Below are 15,379 nucleotides of genomic sequence, written 5' to 3'. Positions count from 1 at the left end.
GTTATTGGCTTGAACTAACAAATTGTTGCATCACAGCGCAGTTAGCATTAATGCGCTGGTCAAAATCTTCTAGTGCAGGGGTTTCGCTGCACGCGCCGCGTTTAGCGCCAATGCGTACTAAGCAAGATTCAAAGGAACTGTCGTAATGGTTGTGAATCAAACCATTGTCCAGTGGGCAACCGTCAATGCTGTTGTCTTCAGCCACCTTAAAGTACTGCGCCAAACTATCTCGCAAACCTAGGCTAAAAGGCCCTGCGTCTTGCTCTGGCTCAAAAGAATACACATAGCAGTGGTGCTGCAATACATCTTCGTGGCAGGTCAGTATGCCGTCACTGCTTAGTGCCTTTAGCAGCGCTTGCTGCTTAATAAGTAACTTGCCTTCTATAGAGCTTTCTTCGGTTTCAAGCGCAGTGCCATCGGCTACTCCAAAACCGCGATTGGGGTTTTCACCATATTGGTTAAAGCGATGTCCGGCTTTAAATCCAGTAGGGTTCACTAGCGGCAATAGGCTTAGGTTTACAGATAGAAATACATCATCGTTAAGCTGGCTAAGAAACTTTAGCATTCCCCATGGTCCAGCTGCTTCTTCTCCATGAAAGCCCGCGCTAATAAGAATATTAGGTAAATGTTGCTTGGGCGCCGCAGGGCTATATAAATCAACAGGGTAGCTTTCAATTTTACCAAGTGTTTGCTGTTGCATGCCTAAGCGCTGCATTTGTTCATGAAGTAATGAATAGAATCTATCGATGTCATTGCTGGCACAGCCAAACTGCTGAGACTGCCAATGAAACTGTTGGAATGAAGAACGGCTCAAAACCTAAGCTCCTGCATGGTTAAGTGATTGCTTAAGCGAACACTACCAGTACTTTTGCTTAGGCTCTAGTCTTGAGCAGTATTTACTTGTTTTTCTAAAAGGAATTAGCGCTTTAGCTTAAGTGGTTAATCGTCGTCATCGTCAGGGTGAAGGCTTACTACTTCGGCAAGTTCTTGTTGAAACAACTCGGCAATAGCGTGATGTTTTTCATTTAAGTAAAAGTAGCTGGTTATGGTAATGAAGGGTTCATTAAAGCAAGGTTTAATTAGCGCCTGATCGGTTTCATCAAGTAAGAACTCTATGGAGCGTTTGGTTGCTGGGAAGTAATCTGCGCGGCCGCGGCGAAGCATTTCCACCATTATGTGCGGGGTAGATACTTTCTCAAACCCCATTTCTGATAATTGATAAAAGATATCAAAGTAGGGTATTCCATTTAAACCTACCGGCTTAAAGTTACTCAGCTGGTTTGGGTCATTCACGCAGTTTTGGTCGTGTGGAACCCAAATCCATAATGATGAGCTCTCGATGGGCACATCTATTTTTATCATGTGGCTGGAATCACGAGTAGGAATTTCGTAGGGGAAAGCCTCGCCGTCTAACTCACCATTTTGCACTAAGCGGTGGGCGCGCGCTTCCGGCAGCGGGATAAGTTCCAGCTCAATATCTATTTGCGCGGCGGCTTCTACTAAATAATCTAAACCTGGCTCATCTTCGCCGGAGTCTAGGTCGTAGTCGAGCACGGCTACTTTCATCAATGCCGCTGCATTAATGAAAAAAGGCGTGAACAAAAAGCTTAGTATTAACAATCGAGTTGGCATTATTACTCAAGCGTTTTATTGGCTTAAGCAAAGTATAGAGGGCATTTTAGTAACGCTGCTCATAATTTAGTCATTTTGTGTTGAGAGCTTAAAAATACTCCGAAATGGCTAGGTAGTGCTGCCGAATATGTTCAATCAGCAATTTGATTTTTTTAGGTTGCTGGCGGGTAAAAGGATACATGGCGTAAATGCCTAACACCTTTGCGGCTTGCCCTGTTAGTACTTCGTGTAAGTCTTGTTTGGCTAAATCTTGGTACACCAAACAGCGTGGCACATAAATTAAACCATGCCCAGCTAACGCGGTTTTGCGTAATGCTCGTGCGTTGTTGGTGCTAAAGCCACTGTTAATGCGAATGGCTTGAGTGGTCTCTTTCACTTTAAATAACCAGTCTTCCGCGCCACCTTCCTGATAGCTATAACTTAGGCAGCGATGTTGTTTAAGCTCATCTGGGGCTTTGGGAGTGCCATGCTTTTTTAAGTAAGCTGGGCTGGCTACCACCACCCAATGCGAGTCGATAATATGCCTGGCAATTAACGATGAGTCAGGCAAGCTACCGGTGCGAATCACCAAATCAAATCCATCTTCTAGCAAGTCTACAAAGCGATTATCCATCGACATCTCAATGCTAATTTCTGGGTGTTGTTCGCTAAATGCTGCTAAGGCTTCGGCAAGTAGCAGTTCCCCAGAGATAGTTGGCACACTAATGCGGATCTTGCCGCTTAGGCTTTCGCCATATTCGCCTACTTCGGCAAAGGCTTCTTGTGCACTAAGCGCAATGTGTTTGGCTTGGCTATATAGTGCTTGGCCAGCCTCAGTGAGTGTAAGTTTTCGGGTAGTGCGATAGAGCAGTTGTACCGCCAGTTGCTGCTCTAAACGAGCCACGCGCTTGCTCACTACCGAATTAGTTAACTCGCGCTGTTCTGCGACCCGAGAGAACGAGCCTTGTTCAACCACGTCGGCAAATAAAATCAAATCATCTACATTTGGCATATTTTGGAAATAATTAATTTCTTTGTTTCTATATATGGATAAATCACCAAGGTGTAAAGTAAATGTTAATTAAAAGTGTGGTTTTAGCTAAGGCTTGCTTATTACTTCACGGTTTACTTGCACTAAGGTCTGATTTCCGCTGGAGCAGGATTAACTAAAATCAAAGCTGAAATGCTAAACCTTGTTTTATAGCTTGTTGTTTATTAGTAAGGGAAAGGGATGAGTCAAACGGGATTAAGGATATACCCCAGCAAACCCAGTAAGGTGTATTTCTACGCAACTTGTTTGCTAGACCTGCTCGATCCCGAAGGTGGCCTTGCCGCCATAGAACTAATTGAACGAGAAGGGGTAGAGGTTATTTGGGTAGAAAAACAAAGCTGCTGTGGCCAACCTGCCTATACCTCTGGCTACCAAGAACAAGCAAAAACCGTTGCCTTAAGCCAAATGGGGCTATTTCCGGAAGATTATCCAATAGTCGTGATGTCGGGTTCTTGTGCCGGAATGATGTTTAAGCACTATCCCCACTTATTTGCTAATGATGATATTTACGCCGACCAAGCGGAAGCATTTGCTGAACGAGTTTTTGAGTTTAGCGAATTTTTAGCCCATATTTGCCGGGCAAAATTACACGACCAAGGGCCCTTAACCTCGGTTGTGTTACACACCTCCTGCAGCGGGCGAAGAGAGTTGGGAATCCATGCCAGCTCGCAAGCTTTGCTATCTCAGTTAGATAAAGTAGAACTTAAAAAAGCCGAGTACGAAAGCGAATGTTGTGGTTTTGGCGGCAGTTTCTCACTGCGCCATAGTGAGATAAGCCAAGCGATGGTGGAAGACAAAGCCAGGCATTTGCAAGGCTCTGGTGCCAGTTATTTAGTGAGTGCCGATTGGGGCTGCTTAGCTAACATTAATGGACATTTGGCCTATCGAGGAGAAGCCAGTCGCTTTAACGGCCAGCACCTCGCGAGCTTTTTATGGCAACGTACCAAGGAAGCTAAAGCATGAGTGTACTGCATTACCAAGCGAGCCAGTTTAAACAACAAGCTAGCGATGCCTTAGCCAATCAAACCTTACGCAGCAACTTTCGCGGCGCCATGGATTATTTGCAACAAAAGCGCAAAGACGCGTTTAGCGATCCGCAAGAGCTCGCACAATTGCGTGAACACGCCGAGAACATTCGCCAGCGCTGTTTAAGCAAGTTACCGCAGCTACTAGAGCAGTTAGAGGAAAACTGCCAAGCCAATGGCATACAAGTGCATTGGGCCGAAGATGCCAAGCAAGCTCAACAGTTAATTGCCGAGTTAATTCAAAGCCAAGGCGCTACTAAGGTCGTTAAAGGCAAATCCATGGTGACAGAGGAGATCGAGCTTAACCAACATCTAGAAGGCCTAGGCATTGAATGTGTAGAGAGCGATATGGGTGAGTACATTGTGCAGCTGGCCAAAGAAACGCCCTCTCACATTATCATGCCGGCCATTCACAAAAATAAGCAGCAAGTAGCCGATTTATTTCAGCAACATATTAAAGACTTTGATTACACCTTATCAGTAGACAAGTTAATCCAAACCGGCCGCGAAGCTTTGCGCACCAAGTTTAAGCAAGCAGAGGTGGGCATATCTGGGGTGAACTTTGCGGTGGCTGAAACGGGCACCTTATGTTTGGTTGAAAATGAAGGTAATGGCCGCATGACCACTACCGTACCACCAGTGCATATTGCGGTTACTGGTATTGAGAAGGTGGTGGAGTTTTTAAGTGATGTGCCACCACTATTTAGCATTTTAACTCGCTCGGCGACTGGCCAGCATATTACCACTTACTTCAATATGATCTCTGGTCCACGACGTGCGCCAGAGCGAGACGGGCCAAACGAAGTGCATTTGGTATTGCTCGATAATGGTCGCTCACAAGCCTATGCCGACGAAGTCTTGCGTAAAACCCTGCAGTGTATTCGCTGTGGTGCCTGTATGAACCATTGCCCAGTTTATACCCGTGTTGGTGGCCATGCCTACGGCACCACTTACCCAGGCCCTATTGGGAAAATAATTTCGCCCCATTTACAGGGTTTAGCGCAAACCAGTGATCTGGTAACCGCCTCAAGCTTGTGTGGTGCCTGTGAAGAAGTGTGTCCGGTTAAGATCCCCATTCCTAGTTTGTTGCAGCGCTTGCGCCATGATGCAAAGCTGCCCGCTGCCGAGCAGACTCCAAGTTTGAAAGGGCAAGCGAGCGCCGCTAGTTGGGCAGAGCACACTGCGTGGCGGATGTGGGCTTGGTTGAGTACTCATCCTAGTATCTACAATTGGGCTATGGCTGTTGGTGTAAAGCTTGCCAAATATTTGCCTATGCCAATGGGAGAGTGGACGCGTTGTCGTAATAAACCTGAGTTAGCCAGCCAAACCTTTCACCAAACTATGAAGCGCCGCGCTAGCAAGTCGGTAACTCGTTCAGCAACTGGAGGAGCACGCTAATGGCGGTGAGTAACTCAAATGCCAAGCAAAACATTATGCAGCGCTTGGCTGCTGTTTCGGCCATAGCACCGACAAACCAAACCAGTGCTAATGCCTGGCAGGCCTCTTCACCAGAGCAGGCTTTAGCCCGTTTTGAACAAAGCTTAATGGCCGCCCATGCTGATGTAATTATTCTAGAAAATTCCAAGCAATTATCGGCTTGTTTGCTGGAGTTACAGCAACAGCACCAATGGCAAACTGCGCTATGTGGGAAAGGCGGCGAATGGAGTAAAGCTTTTAGTTTAGCGCTTGCCGAACACTTACAACTAAACCACTTTTTGCAGCCTTTTGAACAGCTCAAAACTGCCTTGTTTGATAGTACCGATGTCACTTTTACTGGCTGTGCAGCCGGTATTGCCGATACCGGCACTTTAGTGCTTAAACCTAGTGCCGATGAGCCCCGCAGTTTATCGTTGATTGCGCCGTGTCATGTGGCCGTGATTAAAGCCAGCCAAATTGTCGATAATTTTAGCCAATTAATCAGCGAGCAACATTGGCATAAAGGATTGCCAACTAATGTAGTGCTGATATCGGGACCGTCTAAAACCGCCGATATTCAGCAAACCTTAGCTTATGGTGCACACGGCCCCAGCCAGCTAATTGTGATTGTGATAAACGGCGAGTAGCCGAGATTAAACCAATTTTTAACACCAAGCAGAAGCAGTGGAGCAGCCAAAAATATGCCTCAAACACATAACGAGTTAGACGGACCTTACCAACAATTGTTTGAGCACTTGTCACTTACACTTGCTCCCGAGCAGCTAATGACCAGTGAAGCGCAAACTTTAGCTTATGGAACCGACGCTAGTTTTTATCGCCTAATTCCGCAGCTGGTGGTTAAAGTTAACACTTTAGAGCAACTGCAACTAGTAATGGCCAGCTGTGCTAATTTGCAGCTGCCTTATACTTTTCGTGCTGCAGGTACCAGTTTGTCGGGGCAAGCGATCAGTGATTCAGTGCTTATTTTGCTTAGTGATGATTGGCGCTCTCACCAAATATTAGATAACGGCAACAAAATTAGCCTACAGCCAGGGGTGATAGGCGCCGACGCCAACCGTTATTTAGCGCCTTTTCAGCGAAAAATTGGCCCTGATCCGGCTTCGATTAATGCCTGTAAAATTGGAGGTATTGCGGCCAATAATGCCTCGGGCATGTGTTGCGGCACCGCTCAAAACTCTTATCACACTATGGCATCAATTACCTTGGTACTTACCGACGGAACGGTGCTTAATACCGGTGACCCACAAAGTGTAGCGGCCTTTAAGCAAAGCCATGCTAGCTTGTTAGAACAGCTGAGCGAGTTGGCTCAAACCACCCAACAAAATACCGCTTTAGCCGACAAAATCCGCCATAAATATCGACTAAAAAACACCACGGGTTATAGCTTAAACGCGCTGGTGGACTTTACCGACCCCTTCGATATTTTGCAGCACTTGATGATTGGCTCAGAGGGTACCTTGGCCTTTATCGCCGAGCTTACCTACAACACAGTAGTGGAGCATCCACATAAAGCCTCAACGTTGTTGGTGTTCGAAAATAGTGATGTGGCCTGTAAAGCGGTAGAAGTATTAGCCAAGCAAGCGGTTGCGGCAGTGGAGTTAATGGATGGCCGCGCGCTAGCATCAGTGGCTAACCAAGCGGGTATGCCCAAGTTTATCGCCGACCTAGATAATCAAGCCTGCGCTTTACTAGTGGAAACGCGTGGTAGCCAAGCCGATGAATTAAGCCAATTGTGTCAGCAAGTGATGGACAGTTTGCGTAATTTCCCCCGCGTCGGTGAGGTTGCGTTTACCACTAAATCGTCTGAAACGGCTGCCTTGTGGGCCATTCGCAAAGGCATGTTTCCTGCTGTGGGCGCAGTGCGAGAAACCGGCACAACGGTAATTATCGAAGATGTGGCTTTTCCAGTAGAGCGCCTAGCCAATGGCGTGAACGAGCTGCAAGCATTGTTCACCAAACATGGTTATCACGAAGCGATTATTTTTGGCCACGCGCTAGCTGGTAACCTGCATTTTGTATTCACCCAAGGCTTCGAAGACCCGGATGAAGTGGCACGTTATGGCCGTTTTATGGATGAAGTGAGCCAGCTGGTGGCGGTTAAATATCAAGGTTCCCTTAAAGCTGAGCATGGCACTGGCCGCAACATGGCACCCTTTGTTGAGCTAGAGTGGGGCGCCGAAGGCATTGCACTTATGCAACAAATTAAGCAATTGTTTGACCCACAAGGTTTGCTTAATCCCGGCGTTATTCTTAATGATGACAGCCAAGCCCACTTAGCAAACTTAAAACCGATGCCAGCCGCCGATGACTTAGTGGATAAATGTATTGAATGCGGTTTTTGTGAACCGGTTTGTCCCTCGGGCAGCTTAAGCTTGAGCCCGCGGCAACGTATCGTTCTGTACCGAGAGTTAAGTGAATTACGCCGAACTGGCGACAAACCTCTGCGCTTGGCCGAGCTAGAAAAAGACTTTAAGTACCAAGGCGTTGATACCTGTGCTGCAGTAGGCTTGTGTGCCGACCGTTGTCCTGTTGGCATTAACACCGGCGATTTAGTGCGTAAACTGCGCGAAAAACACTATGCCAAACATCAAAATATCGCTCGCTGGACAGCGGAGCATTTTTCTAGCGTAGCTACAATGACACGTTTAGGTTTAGGTACCGCAGAGCTTGGCCATAAAATACTGGGCGACAAAGCCCTAGGTGCCATTAGCAAAGGCATTACTAAGGTATCGGCGGGTAAGGTGCCTACTTGGAACCCTAGTTTTCCGCGTCGGGCCAAGTATCAACCACCTCAAGCACGCTTTCATAAACAAAAGGTGGTGTATATTCCGTCTTGTGCCTCGCGCACTATGGCACCGCCCGCCGATGCTATCGACCCACGCCCCTTACTGGAAGTGACTTGCAGTGTGCTAGAAAAAGCTGGCTACGAAGTGCTTATTCCCGGTAATGGTGACGAGCTATGTTGTGGGATGCCTTATCACAGCAAAGGTATGTTTGATCTTGCTAGCAGTAAATCACAGCAATTAGAAGACGCAATATGGCAGTTAAGTGAACATGGCCGTTGGCCAGTGCTTATGGACACCAGCCCTTGTGCTAAACGCAGTAAAGAACAGTTTGAGCGTGACCTGGATATCCACGAACCCATCGGTTTTATTCACCAGCACGCGCTAGACAAGTTAGAGATTGCCCAACTTGATGAACCCGTGATGCTGCACCTAACTTGTAGTTCGCGGCGAATGGACATGCACGACCCCTTGTTAAGTATTGCCAAGCGCTGTGCTAAGCAAGCGATATTGCCTGAGCATATCTATTGCTGCGGCTGGGCAGGCGACAAAGGCTTTACTACTCCCGAGTTAAACCAAGCCGCGCTAGCCCCACTAAAAGCACAAGTACCAGAAGGCTGCACCCGTGGCTACAGCAATAGCCGAACCTGCGAAATAGGCTTATCACAACACAGCGGTGTGGTGTATCAATCGATATTGTACTTGGTAGATGAAGTGAGTTTGTGAAACTCTTTGGGGCTATGTCTTAAAAGACTAAGAATTGTGCTTAAACTGCAACTCTACTAAGCGTTGATATAGCGGGCAGCTTTGCAGCAGAGATTGGTGATCCCCAACATCAATTAAGCGGCCTTGGTCCATTACTGCGATTTTGTCGGCGTGCTGAATGGTTGAGAGGCGGTGAGCAATAATTAAGGTGGTTCTGTTATTCATTAACTCTTGCAGGGCTTGCTGAACGTGGTGTTCACTTTCGCTGTCTAGGGCACTGGTGGCTTCGTCCAGTAACAATATACTTGGGTTCTTTAATATGGCTCTAGCGATAGCAATGCGCTGGCGTTGGCCGCCAGATAATCGCACGCCTCTCTCGCCTAAAAAGCTGTTATAGCCCTGTGGTAATTGGCTAATAAACTCATGGGCGTGGGCTTTTTTGGCTGCTTCTATTACTTGTTCGTCGCTGGCATCGGGATTGCCATAACGAATGTTGTGGAATACGTCGCTGCTAAACAGGGCTGGGTGTTGTGGCACTAAGGCCATGTGTTGGCGCAGCGATGCTGGTTCTAGTTGGCGAATGTTTACGCCGCCTAAACTTACCTCGCCTATTTGCGGGTCGTAAAAGCGTTGCAGTAGTTCGAACAGGGTGGTTTTACCAGCGCCCGATGGCCCAACAAGTGCTAGCACTTTGCCTTTATCTGCTTTTAATGTGAGTTGCTCTGTTGCTGCAATATCGGGTTTAGAAGGGTAGTGGAAAGTGACATTTTTAAAGGCCACTTCGGCGCTTAACCCGTTAGCTGAGGCAAGGTCTTGACTAGGTGCGGTAATGTGGCTTTTTACTTGTAGAATTTCAATCAAGCGTTCGGTAGCACCCGCAGCGCGTTGTAATTCGCCTAATACTTCTGAAATGGTCGCTAAGGAAGACGCAACCATAATGGCATAAAACACAAAGGCGGCTAAATCTCCGGCCGACATCACGCCGTTGATTACATCGCTTCCGCCTACCCACAACATGCCGGCAATGGCACTAAATACAATCACGATGACGCCGGAGATTAAGATGGCACGTTGTTTAACTCGCTGTCTGCCTACTTCAAAGGCCTTTTCTACTTCTTTTGAAAACAGTGCACTTTCTTGGGCTTCGTTACTGTAACTCTGTACCGTTTTTATTTGCTCAATGGCTTCGCCTGCGTAGCTGCCTACATCGGCCATTGAGTCTTGGCTTTGGCGTGAGAGGGCTCTAACACGTCGGCCGTAAATCAGGATAGGAACCAAGATAAAGGGCACCGAGGCTAATACAATAAGGGTGAGCTTTATATTGGTGGCAAACAGCATGATTATTGCGCCCACACACATTAAGGCACTGCGCATAGCCATAGAAAATGACGAGCCAATAATGCTTTGCAATAAGGTGGTGTCGGTAGTGATGCGCGACATAATGTCGCCGCTGCCGTTGGTTTCAAAGTAGCTTGGGTGCAAGGTAATTACGTGGTTAAACACTGCTAGCCTTATGTCGGCGCTTACTCGCTCTCCCACCGAAGACACTAAGTAAAAACGAAAAAAGGTGCCAATAGAAATGAGCAGGGTGACCATAAGTATAAATTGAATGGCATTACCCAGCTCTTGTTGCGACTGCTGAGCGAAACCTTCATCAATTAAAATGCGCACCCCGTAGCCCACCGAGAGGGTGAGTGACGCAGTAAAAATTAGTGCTAGCAATGCCGCTGCTACTTTCACTTTATAGGGGCGAATAAAAGCAGTTAACTCAAACAATATGCGCAGGTTTTTAGCTTTTTTCTCTGGCTGCGCAGAGTTTGGGTTGGCGTTGTGCGCATGGTTGTTTGTTTGCGTTTGCATTTGCATTGCTGAGCCTTGGTTGTAGCCAACGTTTCGCTAACTATTATGTACTGCATGATTAAGCCGAATATAAGCTTGATAGTGCTGCTCATATAACGATGACTTCAAGTGCTTAGAATAGCAAAGCTTAGTCTTTGAAGTGTGTAGCAATTGTCACTTTGTAAGTGTTGTTAAGCAGGTTTAATAAGGGCGCTTGGTACTTAACTTTGTTGCGCCTTTAACGGTTTTGTAAACCTTTAGTTGGCAGGCATCACAGCGGGTTTCTAAACCAATGTACAAAGGGCCTTGGCAAAAGTGGCAATGGGCAGCCTTTAATGGTTCTAGCTTGGCTCGACGTTGTTTGTGGCTAGGGCGCTTTTTGTGTTTAAGCAACCAAACAAAGCATAAGATGTTGATGGCAAAGCTTAAGCCACGCAGCCACCAAATATAGTCACTGTATTGCGGTGCTTCTGGGTCAAATAGTAAGCCGGTTACGATCAGCGAAAATAACAAAATCACCACTTTTGAGACTAAACCATTGGTGTAGCGGCTATCGGTTTGATTATTACATTCGCTACAAAGCCAATGCTGCCTTTTGTTTAACGGTAAAATCGGGATCCAAAACAAACCTAGCCAAGCGCGATAACGCCACAGCTCGGCAATTACAGGTTTCTCACAGTAATTACAGTAATCTCGGCTGTAGCCAATCCGTTTGGCGTTTCGTTTCTTAATCCCTAAGTGTAAGTACATGCTGGCCGTTATCCGAGCCTAAGGCGCTTAGTGCTTAGGCAAGTGGGGTTTATTTTTTAGTTTACACAAGCGTGTATGTTACTGATTGAAATACAAGTAATACAGAATATTATTGGATTCTGTGATGTGAGATTCACGGAAATAAAAAGGCCAGCAAATAGGCTGGCCTAGGATTAACCTTGGCTATTAAGCTTTGCAGAGTTTATTTAGCAAAATTCAAGATTGGGAAGCACTTAAAGAAGCCATTGTCGGCACAGTTGATTAAGCCAATTTGAACGCCGTCGATTTCTTTGGTCATGTTAAATACACCTAACTGGAAGTTAGACTTTTCTGAAATGCTGGCCAAGCCTAAGTCTGCTTTGGTGTACCCTTCAGATACGTTTACCGCACTCCAGTTTAGGCCGTTTACATCGTTAGTAATGTTTACTGCTGCCAAGTTAACACCGGTAGTTGAGCCGGTATTCCAGTTAAATAAACCTAAAGATGCTCCTTTCATTTCTTCGGTTACTTTAGCGCCACCAAAAAATAGCCCAAAGTTAATACCAGTGGTGCGCTTGGTTTCAGACATACCTAATACCGAGAAGTCTACACCTCTTACTTCGTCTACTTGACCATGAAGTACTGATAAACGTACGCCGCCAACAGCATCTGAATCAGGCGCGTTGTAGCCGTTAATAGTTGAGAACATTACGGGGGATTCGGCAAAGGCAGGAGCAGAAATTAGGGCGCTAAGCGCGATAGCTGAAATGAATCTTTTCAAAGGTAAATCTCCATTAGTTGCATTGATATTATAAGTGGTTTTACCAAGGCAGTTGTCAATCAATAAGGGCGCGCAGTATATAGCAGTGAGTGATGTTGTGAATACCAGAATGCTTATATCTACAATGCGCACCATGTAAACATTTAGTGCCTAATTAAAAGGGTCACTGTATTTTTCATCGGCCAACATCTCATGGTCGGTAAGGGTGTTTAAGAAGGCGATGAGAGCTTGCTTCTCCTCTTCATTAAAGTTGAATTGGAAGGCTTGGCCATTTGAGTCTAACAGTGGTGCTCTTAGGTTTGGGTGTAGTTGAATACCGTTGCTGTAATGATCTATCACTTGCTCTAAGTTGGCAAAACGGCCGTCGTGCATATAGGGCGGACGAATAGCGATGTTTCGCAGTGAAGGCGCTTTAAATTTTCCGCTGTCGTTGCTATTGTCGGTTGTTTCTGCAATACCTAAATCATCGGAGGATATCGCATCTAGTCCATTTACCGTGGCGGTAGTTCTAAGTACTGGGCCATTGGGTATTGGGCCTACAAATGCTTCGCTAACATGGCAACCCGCGCAATTGGCACTATCGCCATTTTCATTTTCTCTTGGTAACAAGAAGAGATCTTTACCCAGGTTTTCTTGGGCGCTAAAACCTGGGAAATCAACACGTGGTGATAGCACCTCACTTCTGGCTACATCGTATTTGGCAGTAGTACTTACCATACTTCTTACAAATTGGGCTAAGGCTTTAGCAATGCGGTCACTGGAAATGCTCTCATCACCAAAGGCATCGTTAAACAGTGCAGGGTAGTAAGTTTGGTTGGAGACTATTTCTTCTAGTTCTGCGAGGATCAGCCCCATTTCTATCGGATCTTGAAATGGCATAAGCACTTGTTCTTCTAAAGTTGCTGCTCGCTCGTCCCAAAAGAACGTGCCACTAAAGTAAAAACGCGCGTTAACAATACTCATTGAATGACGGCGGGTTAGTTCGCCATCAAAACCAATGCTTTGCACTCGCGGGTCTGAGAAGCCATGTTCCGCTAAGTGACAAGATGCGCAGGCAGTGGTGCCGTTGGCACTTAGCTTTTTATCGTAGAACAGTACTCGGCCTAAGGTGGCGCCAGCATCGGTAACGGGGTTGTCTACTGGTGTATTGTCAAACTCGATGGCGGCATGTTGAAACTGAGATTGCGCCGGAAAGTTGTTTTCAGTGTAGTGAGTGGGTAGGGCAATATTGGCGTAATTAAAATGCGCTTCGGGTAAGTTTAGCGCCGATTCTGGCTCGGTGATAGGAGGGGCAACTTTTGTATTATCTTCACTTGAGCTTGTTTCACCACCGCCACCACAAGCACTGAGTAAAAGTACCAAACCAAGTTGAGTCGTAAACTGTTTTATCATCACTGACGTGTACCTTAAAAATTCCTTTTTTTAAACTAACAGCTGCAGTGTAAAGATGTGTAAACCTGCCTAATCTCTGGCGATAGTGTGACGTAATACTAGAGTCAACAAACCCTTACTTAGTTAAAGCACTTTACCGGGAGAGACACCAATAACACGCTTAAACGCCCGAGAAAATGCCGCTTCAGAGTTATAGCCTAGCTCTTCGGCCAGTTCAATTAAAGGAACATGCTGTTGCTGTAAGCGCTGATGAGCGAGGTTCATTCGCCATTGAGTGAGGTAGTTTTTAACGCTGTTGCCAATAAGTTGGCTAAACCGGGCAGAAAACCCTGAGCGCGACATACCACACTCTTGGGCTAGGCTTGCCACTGTCCAGCTTTTTTCTGGCTGGTGGTGAATCGCCCGTAAGGCGATGCCTATTTGTTTATCGCGTAATGCTCCCAACCAACCTTCACTGGCTTGTGGCGCTTGTTCAAGCCAATGGCGAATGAGCTGTATCACCAGAATATCGGCCAAGTGGGTAATGATGGTTTCCCCGCCAGGTTTAAGTAGCTGCGCTTCAGCGGTAATAAGGTCAAGGGTACTGGTAAGCCATTGCGGGTGTTCTAACTCACTTTGGTGCAGGCTTAATACTGGCGGCAATTGTTGAATGAGTTGTTGCGCCGCCAGCTGGTCGAAGCCAAGCACGCCACAGGTTACCTCTGTTAACTCGCCGCTTTGGTTAATCTCTAAGGTTTCGTATCTCTCACTTAGGCGTTTTACCCCAGACTCAAACAGTGGTGTGGGGCTTAATTGAGGATTACTCGTTAAGGTATGACCAAGTGTGTGCGGAATTAATACCAAGCTGCCTTGTTTTAGTTGTTGCGGAGATTGATTGGCTATACACAACCAGCACTGGCCTTTAGTCACTATGTGAAACATCAGCTTGCCTGGTAAAAGAGGCATAGAAATAGACCAGTCCCCGCGCAACACCGAGCGACAATATAAACCGCCATCTACCCGCAGTTGATGCAGCGTTTCTCCCAAAGGGTCGTTAGCAGTAGGAAAAAATACCGGATTGATGGACATAGCCCTTAATCTCGTTAATTTGGACGAATAGTTAAAAATTGTAGCTTTAAGGGCATTAAACATCCAGTTGCTTTATCAAATACTAAATAGGTGATTAACACACTAGATCTTAAACAGATATTTAGGAGCACAAGATGACAGCAACCACCTTAATTATTGGCGCTAAAGGTAAAACCGGACGTCGCGTAGAATCACTACTGCAAGCTAAAGGTATAAGTACTCGCGGTGTTTCCCGCTCAAGCTCTCCAGCTTTTGATTGGCTCAAACCAGAGACTTGGCTAGAGGCAATGCAGGGGTGTGAGTCTGCTTACGTAACTTACCAACCCGATTTGGCGGTTCCCGCCGCCAAACAACACATTGCGGAGTTTATCGTACAGGCTAAAAAAGCCGGCATAAAACACCTAGTGTTGTTATCGGGCAGAGGTGAACAAGGCGCCGAGCAGGCAGAGCAGCAACTCATTAATAGCGGTTTGAAGTGGAATGTAGTGCGAGCCAGTTGGTTTTCGCAAAACTTTAGCGAGGGCTTTCTAATAGAGTCTGTTTTAGCTGGGCAAGTTGCTTTACCCGCCGCAGACGTGCTCGAACCTTTTGTCGATGTAGACGACATTGCCGAGGTGGCAGTAGCTTGTTTAACTAAACCTGCTTTAGCAAATACTTTGTTTGAAGTAACGGGCCCCGAGTTATTAACCTTACGCGACTGCGTAGCGCAAGTTGCTCAAGCACAAAATAAGCCCATTGAGTTTATCGATATTAGTGTAAGCCAGTTTGTTGAAGCGCTAAAAAACCAAGGCATGCCAGCGGACATGCTATGGCTAATGAAGGAGTTATTCGGGTCGGTAATGGATGGTCGAAATAGCCATTTATGCAAGGGGGTAGAGCAAGCTTTGGGGCGCAAACCTAAATCATTTTCTAGTTATGCAGCAGAAGCTCATGCAGCAGGTGCTTGGCAGCGATAGTT

Annotated in this window: 13 protein-coding genes; 5 read left to right on the top strand and 8 right to left on the bottom strand. The window is 46.5% G+C overall.

The window, feature by feature from the left end; all coding sequences use genetic code 11:
• Position 1: 1 nt before the first annotated feature.
• The 3 genes from K5620_RS15260 to K5620_RS15250 all read right to left on the bottom strand — a co-directional run bounded on the left by K5620_RS15260 (position 2) and on the right by K5620_RS15250 (position 2,623).
• Complete coding sequence (locus tag K5620_RS15260) at positions 2-814, bottom strand: N-acetyl-ornithine deacetylase (RefSeq protein ID WP_016402711.1); 813 nt, start codon at positions 812-814, stop codon at positions 2-4.
• Between the two features lie 125 nt (positions 815-939).
• The gene (locus tag K5620_RS15255) at positions 940-1,566 is read right to left on the bottom strand and encodes a type 2 periplasmic-binding domain-containing protein (protein WP_016402712.1); all 627 of its coding nucleotides are present in this window, start codon (positions 1,564-1,566) and stop codon (positions 940-942) included.
• Between the two features lie 154 nt (positions 1,567-1,720).
• Complete coding sequence (locus K5620_RS15250) at positions 1,721-2,623, bottom strand: LysR family transcriptional regulator (RefSeq protein ID WP_016402714.1); 903 nt, start codon at positions 2,621-2,623, stop codon at positions 1,721-1,723.
• Positions 2,624-2,842: 219 nt separating this feature from the next.
• Here K5620_RS15250 and K5620_RS15245 point away from each other — a divergent pair, with 219 nt between their 5' ends.
• The 4 genes from K5620_RS15245 to K5620_RS15230 are packed head-to-tail and all read left to right on the top strand — an operon-like array spanning position 2,843 to position 8,633.
• Positions 2,843-3,625, top strand: a complete 783-nt coding sequence (locus tag K5620_RS15245; protein WP_016402715.1) for a (Fe-S)-binding protein — start codon at positions 2,843-2,845, stop codon at positions 3,623-3,625.
• Positions 3,622-5,085: a LutB/LldF family L-lactate oxidation iron-sulfur protein gene (locus K5620_RS15240; RefSeq protein WP_016402716.1), complete on the top strand. Its 1,464-nt coding sequence runs from the start codon at positions 3,622-3,624 to the stop codon at positions 5,083-5,085. Before K5620_RS15245 ends, K5620_RS15240 begins: the two co-directional genes overlap by 4 nt.
• Entirely contained in the window at positions 5,085-5,750 is a 666-nt protein-coding gene (locus K5620_RS15235; RefSeq protein ID WP_016402717.1) for a LutC/YkgG family protein, read from the top strand. Before K5620_RS15240 ends, K5620_RS15235 begins: the two co-directional genes overlap by 1 nt.
• Positions 5,751-5,804: 54 nt before the next feature.
• Positions 5,805-8,633, top strand: coding sequence for an FAD-binding and (Fe-S)-binding domain-containing protein (locus K5620_RS15230; RefSeq protein WP_016402718.1), 2,829 nt, complete (start codon positions 5,805-5,807; stop codon positions 8,631-8,633).
• Positions 8,634-8,660: 27 nt separating this feature from the next.
• On the opposite strand, the gene K5620_RS15225 is transcribed toward K5620_RS15230, so the two are convergent.
• The 5 genes from K5620_RS15225 to K5620_RS15205 form a co-directional block, all read right to left on the bottom strand.
• A complete protein-coding gene (locus K5620_RS15225) occupies positions 8,661-10,478 on the bottom strand; it encodes an ABC transporter ATP-binding protein/permease (protein WP_016402719.1) in 1,818 nt (605 codons plus the stop codon).
• Positions 10,479-10,652: 174 nt separating this feature from the next.
• Positions 10,653-11,201 carry a hypothetical protein gene (locus tag K5620_RS15220; protein ID WP_016402720.1) on the bottom strand — a complete coding sequence of 183 codons (549 nt, stop codon included), beginning with the start codon at positions 11,199-11,201 and terminating at the stop codon, positions 10,653-10,655.
• A gap of 202 nt (positions 11,202-11,403) precedes the next feature.
• Positions 11,404-11,961: a VC2662 family protein gene (locus K5620_RS15215; RefSeq protein WP_016402721.1), complete on the bottom strand. Its 558-nt coding sequence runs from the start codon at positions 11,959-11,961 to the stop codon at positions 11,404-11,406.
• A gap of 150 nt (positions 11,962-12,111) precedes the next feature.
• Complete coding sequence (locus K5620_RS15210; RefSeq protein ID WP_016402722.1) at positions 12,112-13,353, bottom strand: cytochrome-c peroxidase; 1,242 nt, start codon at positions 13,351-13,353, stop codon at positions 12,112-12,114.
• A gap of 123 nt (positions 13,354-13,476) precedes the next feature.
• Positions 13,477-14,421 (bottom strand): AraC family transcriptional regulator, encoded by a 945-nt coding sequence (locus tag K5620_RS15205; RefSeq protein WP_016402723.1) that lies wholly within the window; start codon positions 14,419-14,421, stop codon positions 13,477-13,479.
• 134 nt (positions 14,422-14,555) lie between these two features.
• Between K5620_RS15205 and K5620_RS15200 the strand changes: the two genes are divergently transcribed.
• Positions 14,556-15,377 (top strand): NAD(P)H-binding protein, encoded by an 822-nt coding sequence (locus K5620_RS15200; protein WP_016402724.1) that lies wholly within the window; start codon positions 14,556-14,558, stop codon positions 15,375-15,377.
• Positions 15,378-15,379: the final 2 nt, after the last annotated feature.

Origin of the sequence: Agarivorans albus, from assembly GCF_019670105.1 — a bacterium.
GTDB lineage: Bacteria > Pseudomonadota > Gammaproteobacteria > Enterobacterales > Celerinatantimonadaceae > Agarivorans > Agarivorans albus.
Note: the sequence above shows the minus strand (reverse complement) of the source record. Positions and strands in the feature narration are given on the sequence as shown.

Excerpts from the sequence above, each read along its gene's own strand:
- K5620_RS15255 (WP_016402712.1), bottom strand. The coding sequence starts at position 1,566 with ATGAAAGTAGCCGTGCTCGACTACGACCTAGACTCCGGCGAAGATGAG.
- K5620_RS15250 (WP_016402714.1), bottom strand. The coding sequence starts at position 2,623 with ATGCCAAATGTAGATGATTTGATTTTATTTGCCGACGTGGTTGAACAA.
- K5620_RS15245 (WP_016402715.1), top strand. The coding sequence starts at position 2,843 with ATGAGTCAAACGGGATTAAGGATATACCCCAGCAAACCCAGTAAGGTG.
- K5620_RS15240 (WP_016402716.1), top strand. The coding sequence starts at position 3,622 with ATGAGTGTACTGCATTACCAAGCGAGCCAGTTTAAACAACAAGCTAGC.
- K5620_RS15235 (WP_016402717.1), top strand. The coding sequence starts at position 5,085 with ATGGCGGTGAGTAACTCAAATGCCAAGCAAAACATTATGCAGCGCTTG.
- K5620_RS15230 (WP_016402718.1), top strand. The coding sequence starts at position 5,805 with ATGCCTCAAACACATAACGAGTTAGACGGACCTTACCAACAATTGTTT.
- K5620_RS15225 (WP_016402719.1), bottom strand. The coding sequence starts at position 10,478 with ATGCAAATGCAAACGCAAACAAACAACCATGCGCACAACGCCAACCCA.
- K5620_RS15220 (WP_016402720.1), bottom strand. The coding sequence starts at position 11,201 with ATGTACTTACACTTAGGGATTAAGAAACGAAACGCCAAACGGATTGGC.
- K5620_RS15210 (WP_016402722.1), bottom strand. The coding sequence starts at position 13,353 with ATGATAAAACAGTTTACGACTCAACTTGGTTTGGTACTTTTACTCAGT.
- K5620_RS15205 (WP_016402723.1), bottom strand. The coding sequence starts at position 14,421 with ATGTCCATCAATCCGGTATTTTTTCCTACTGCTAACGACCCTTTGGGA.
- K5620_RS15200 (WP_016402724.1), top strand. The coding sequence starts at position 14,556 with ATGACAGCAACCACCTTAATTATTGGCGCTAAAGGTAAAACCGGACGT.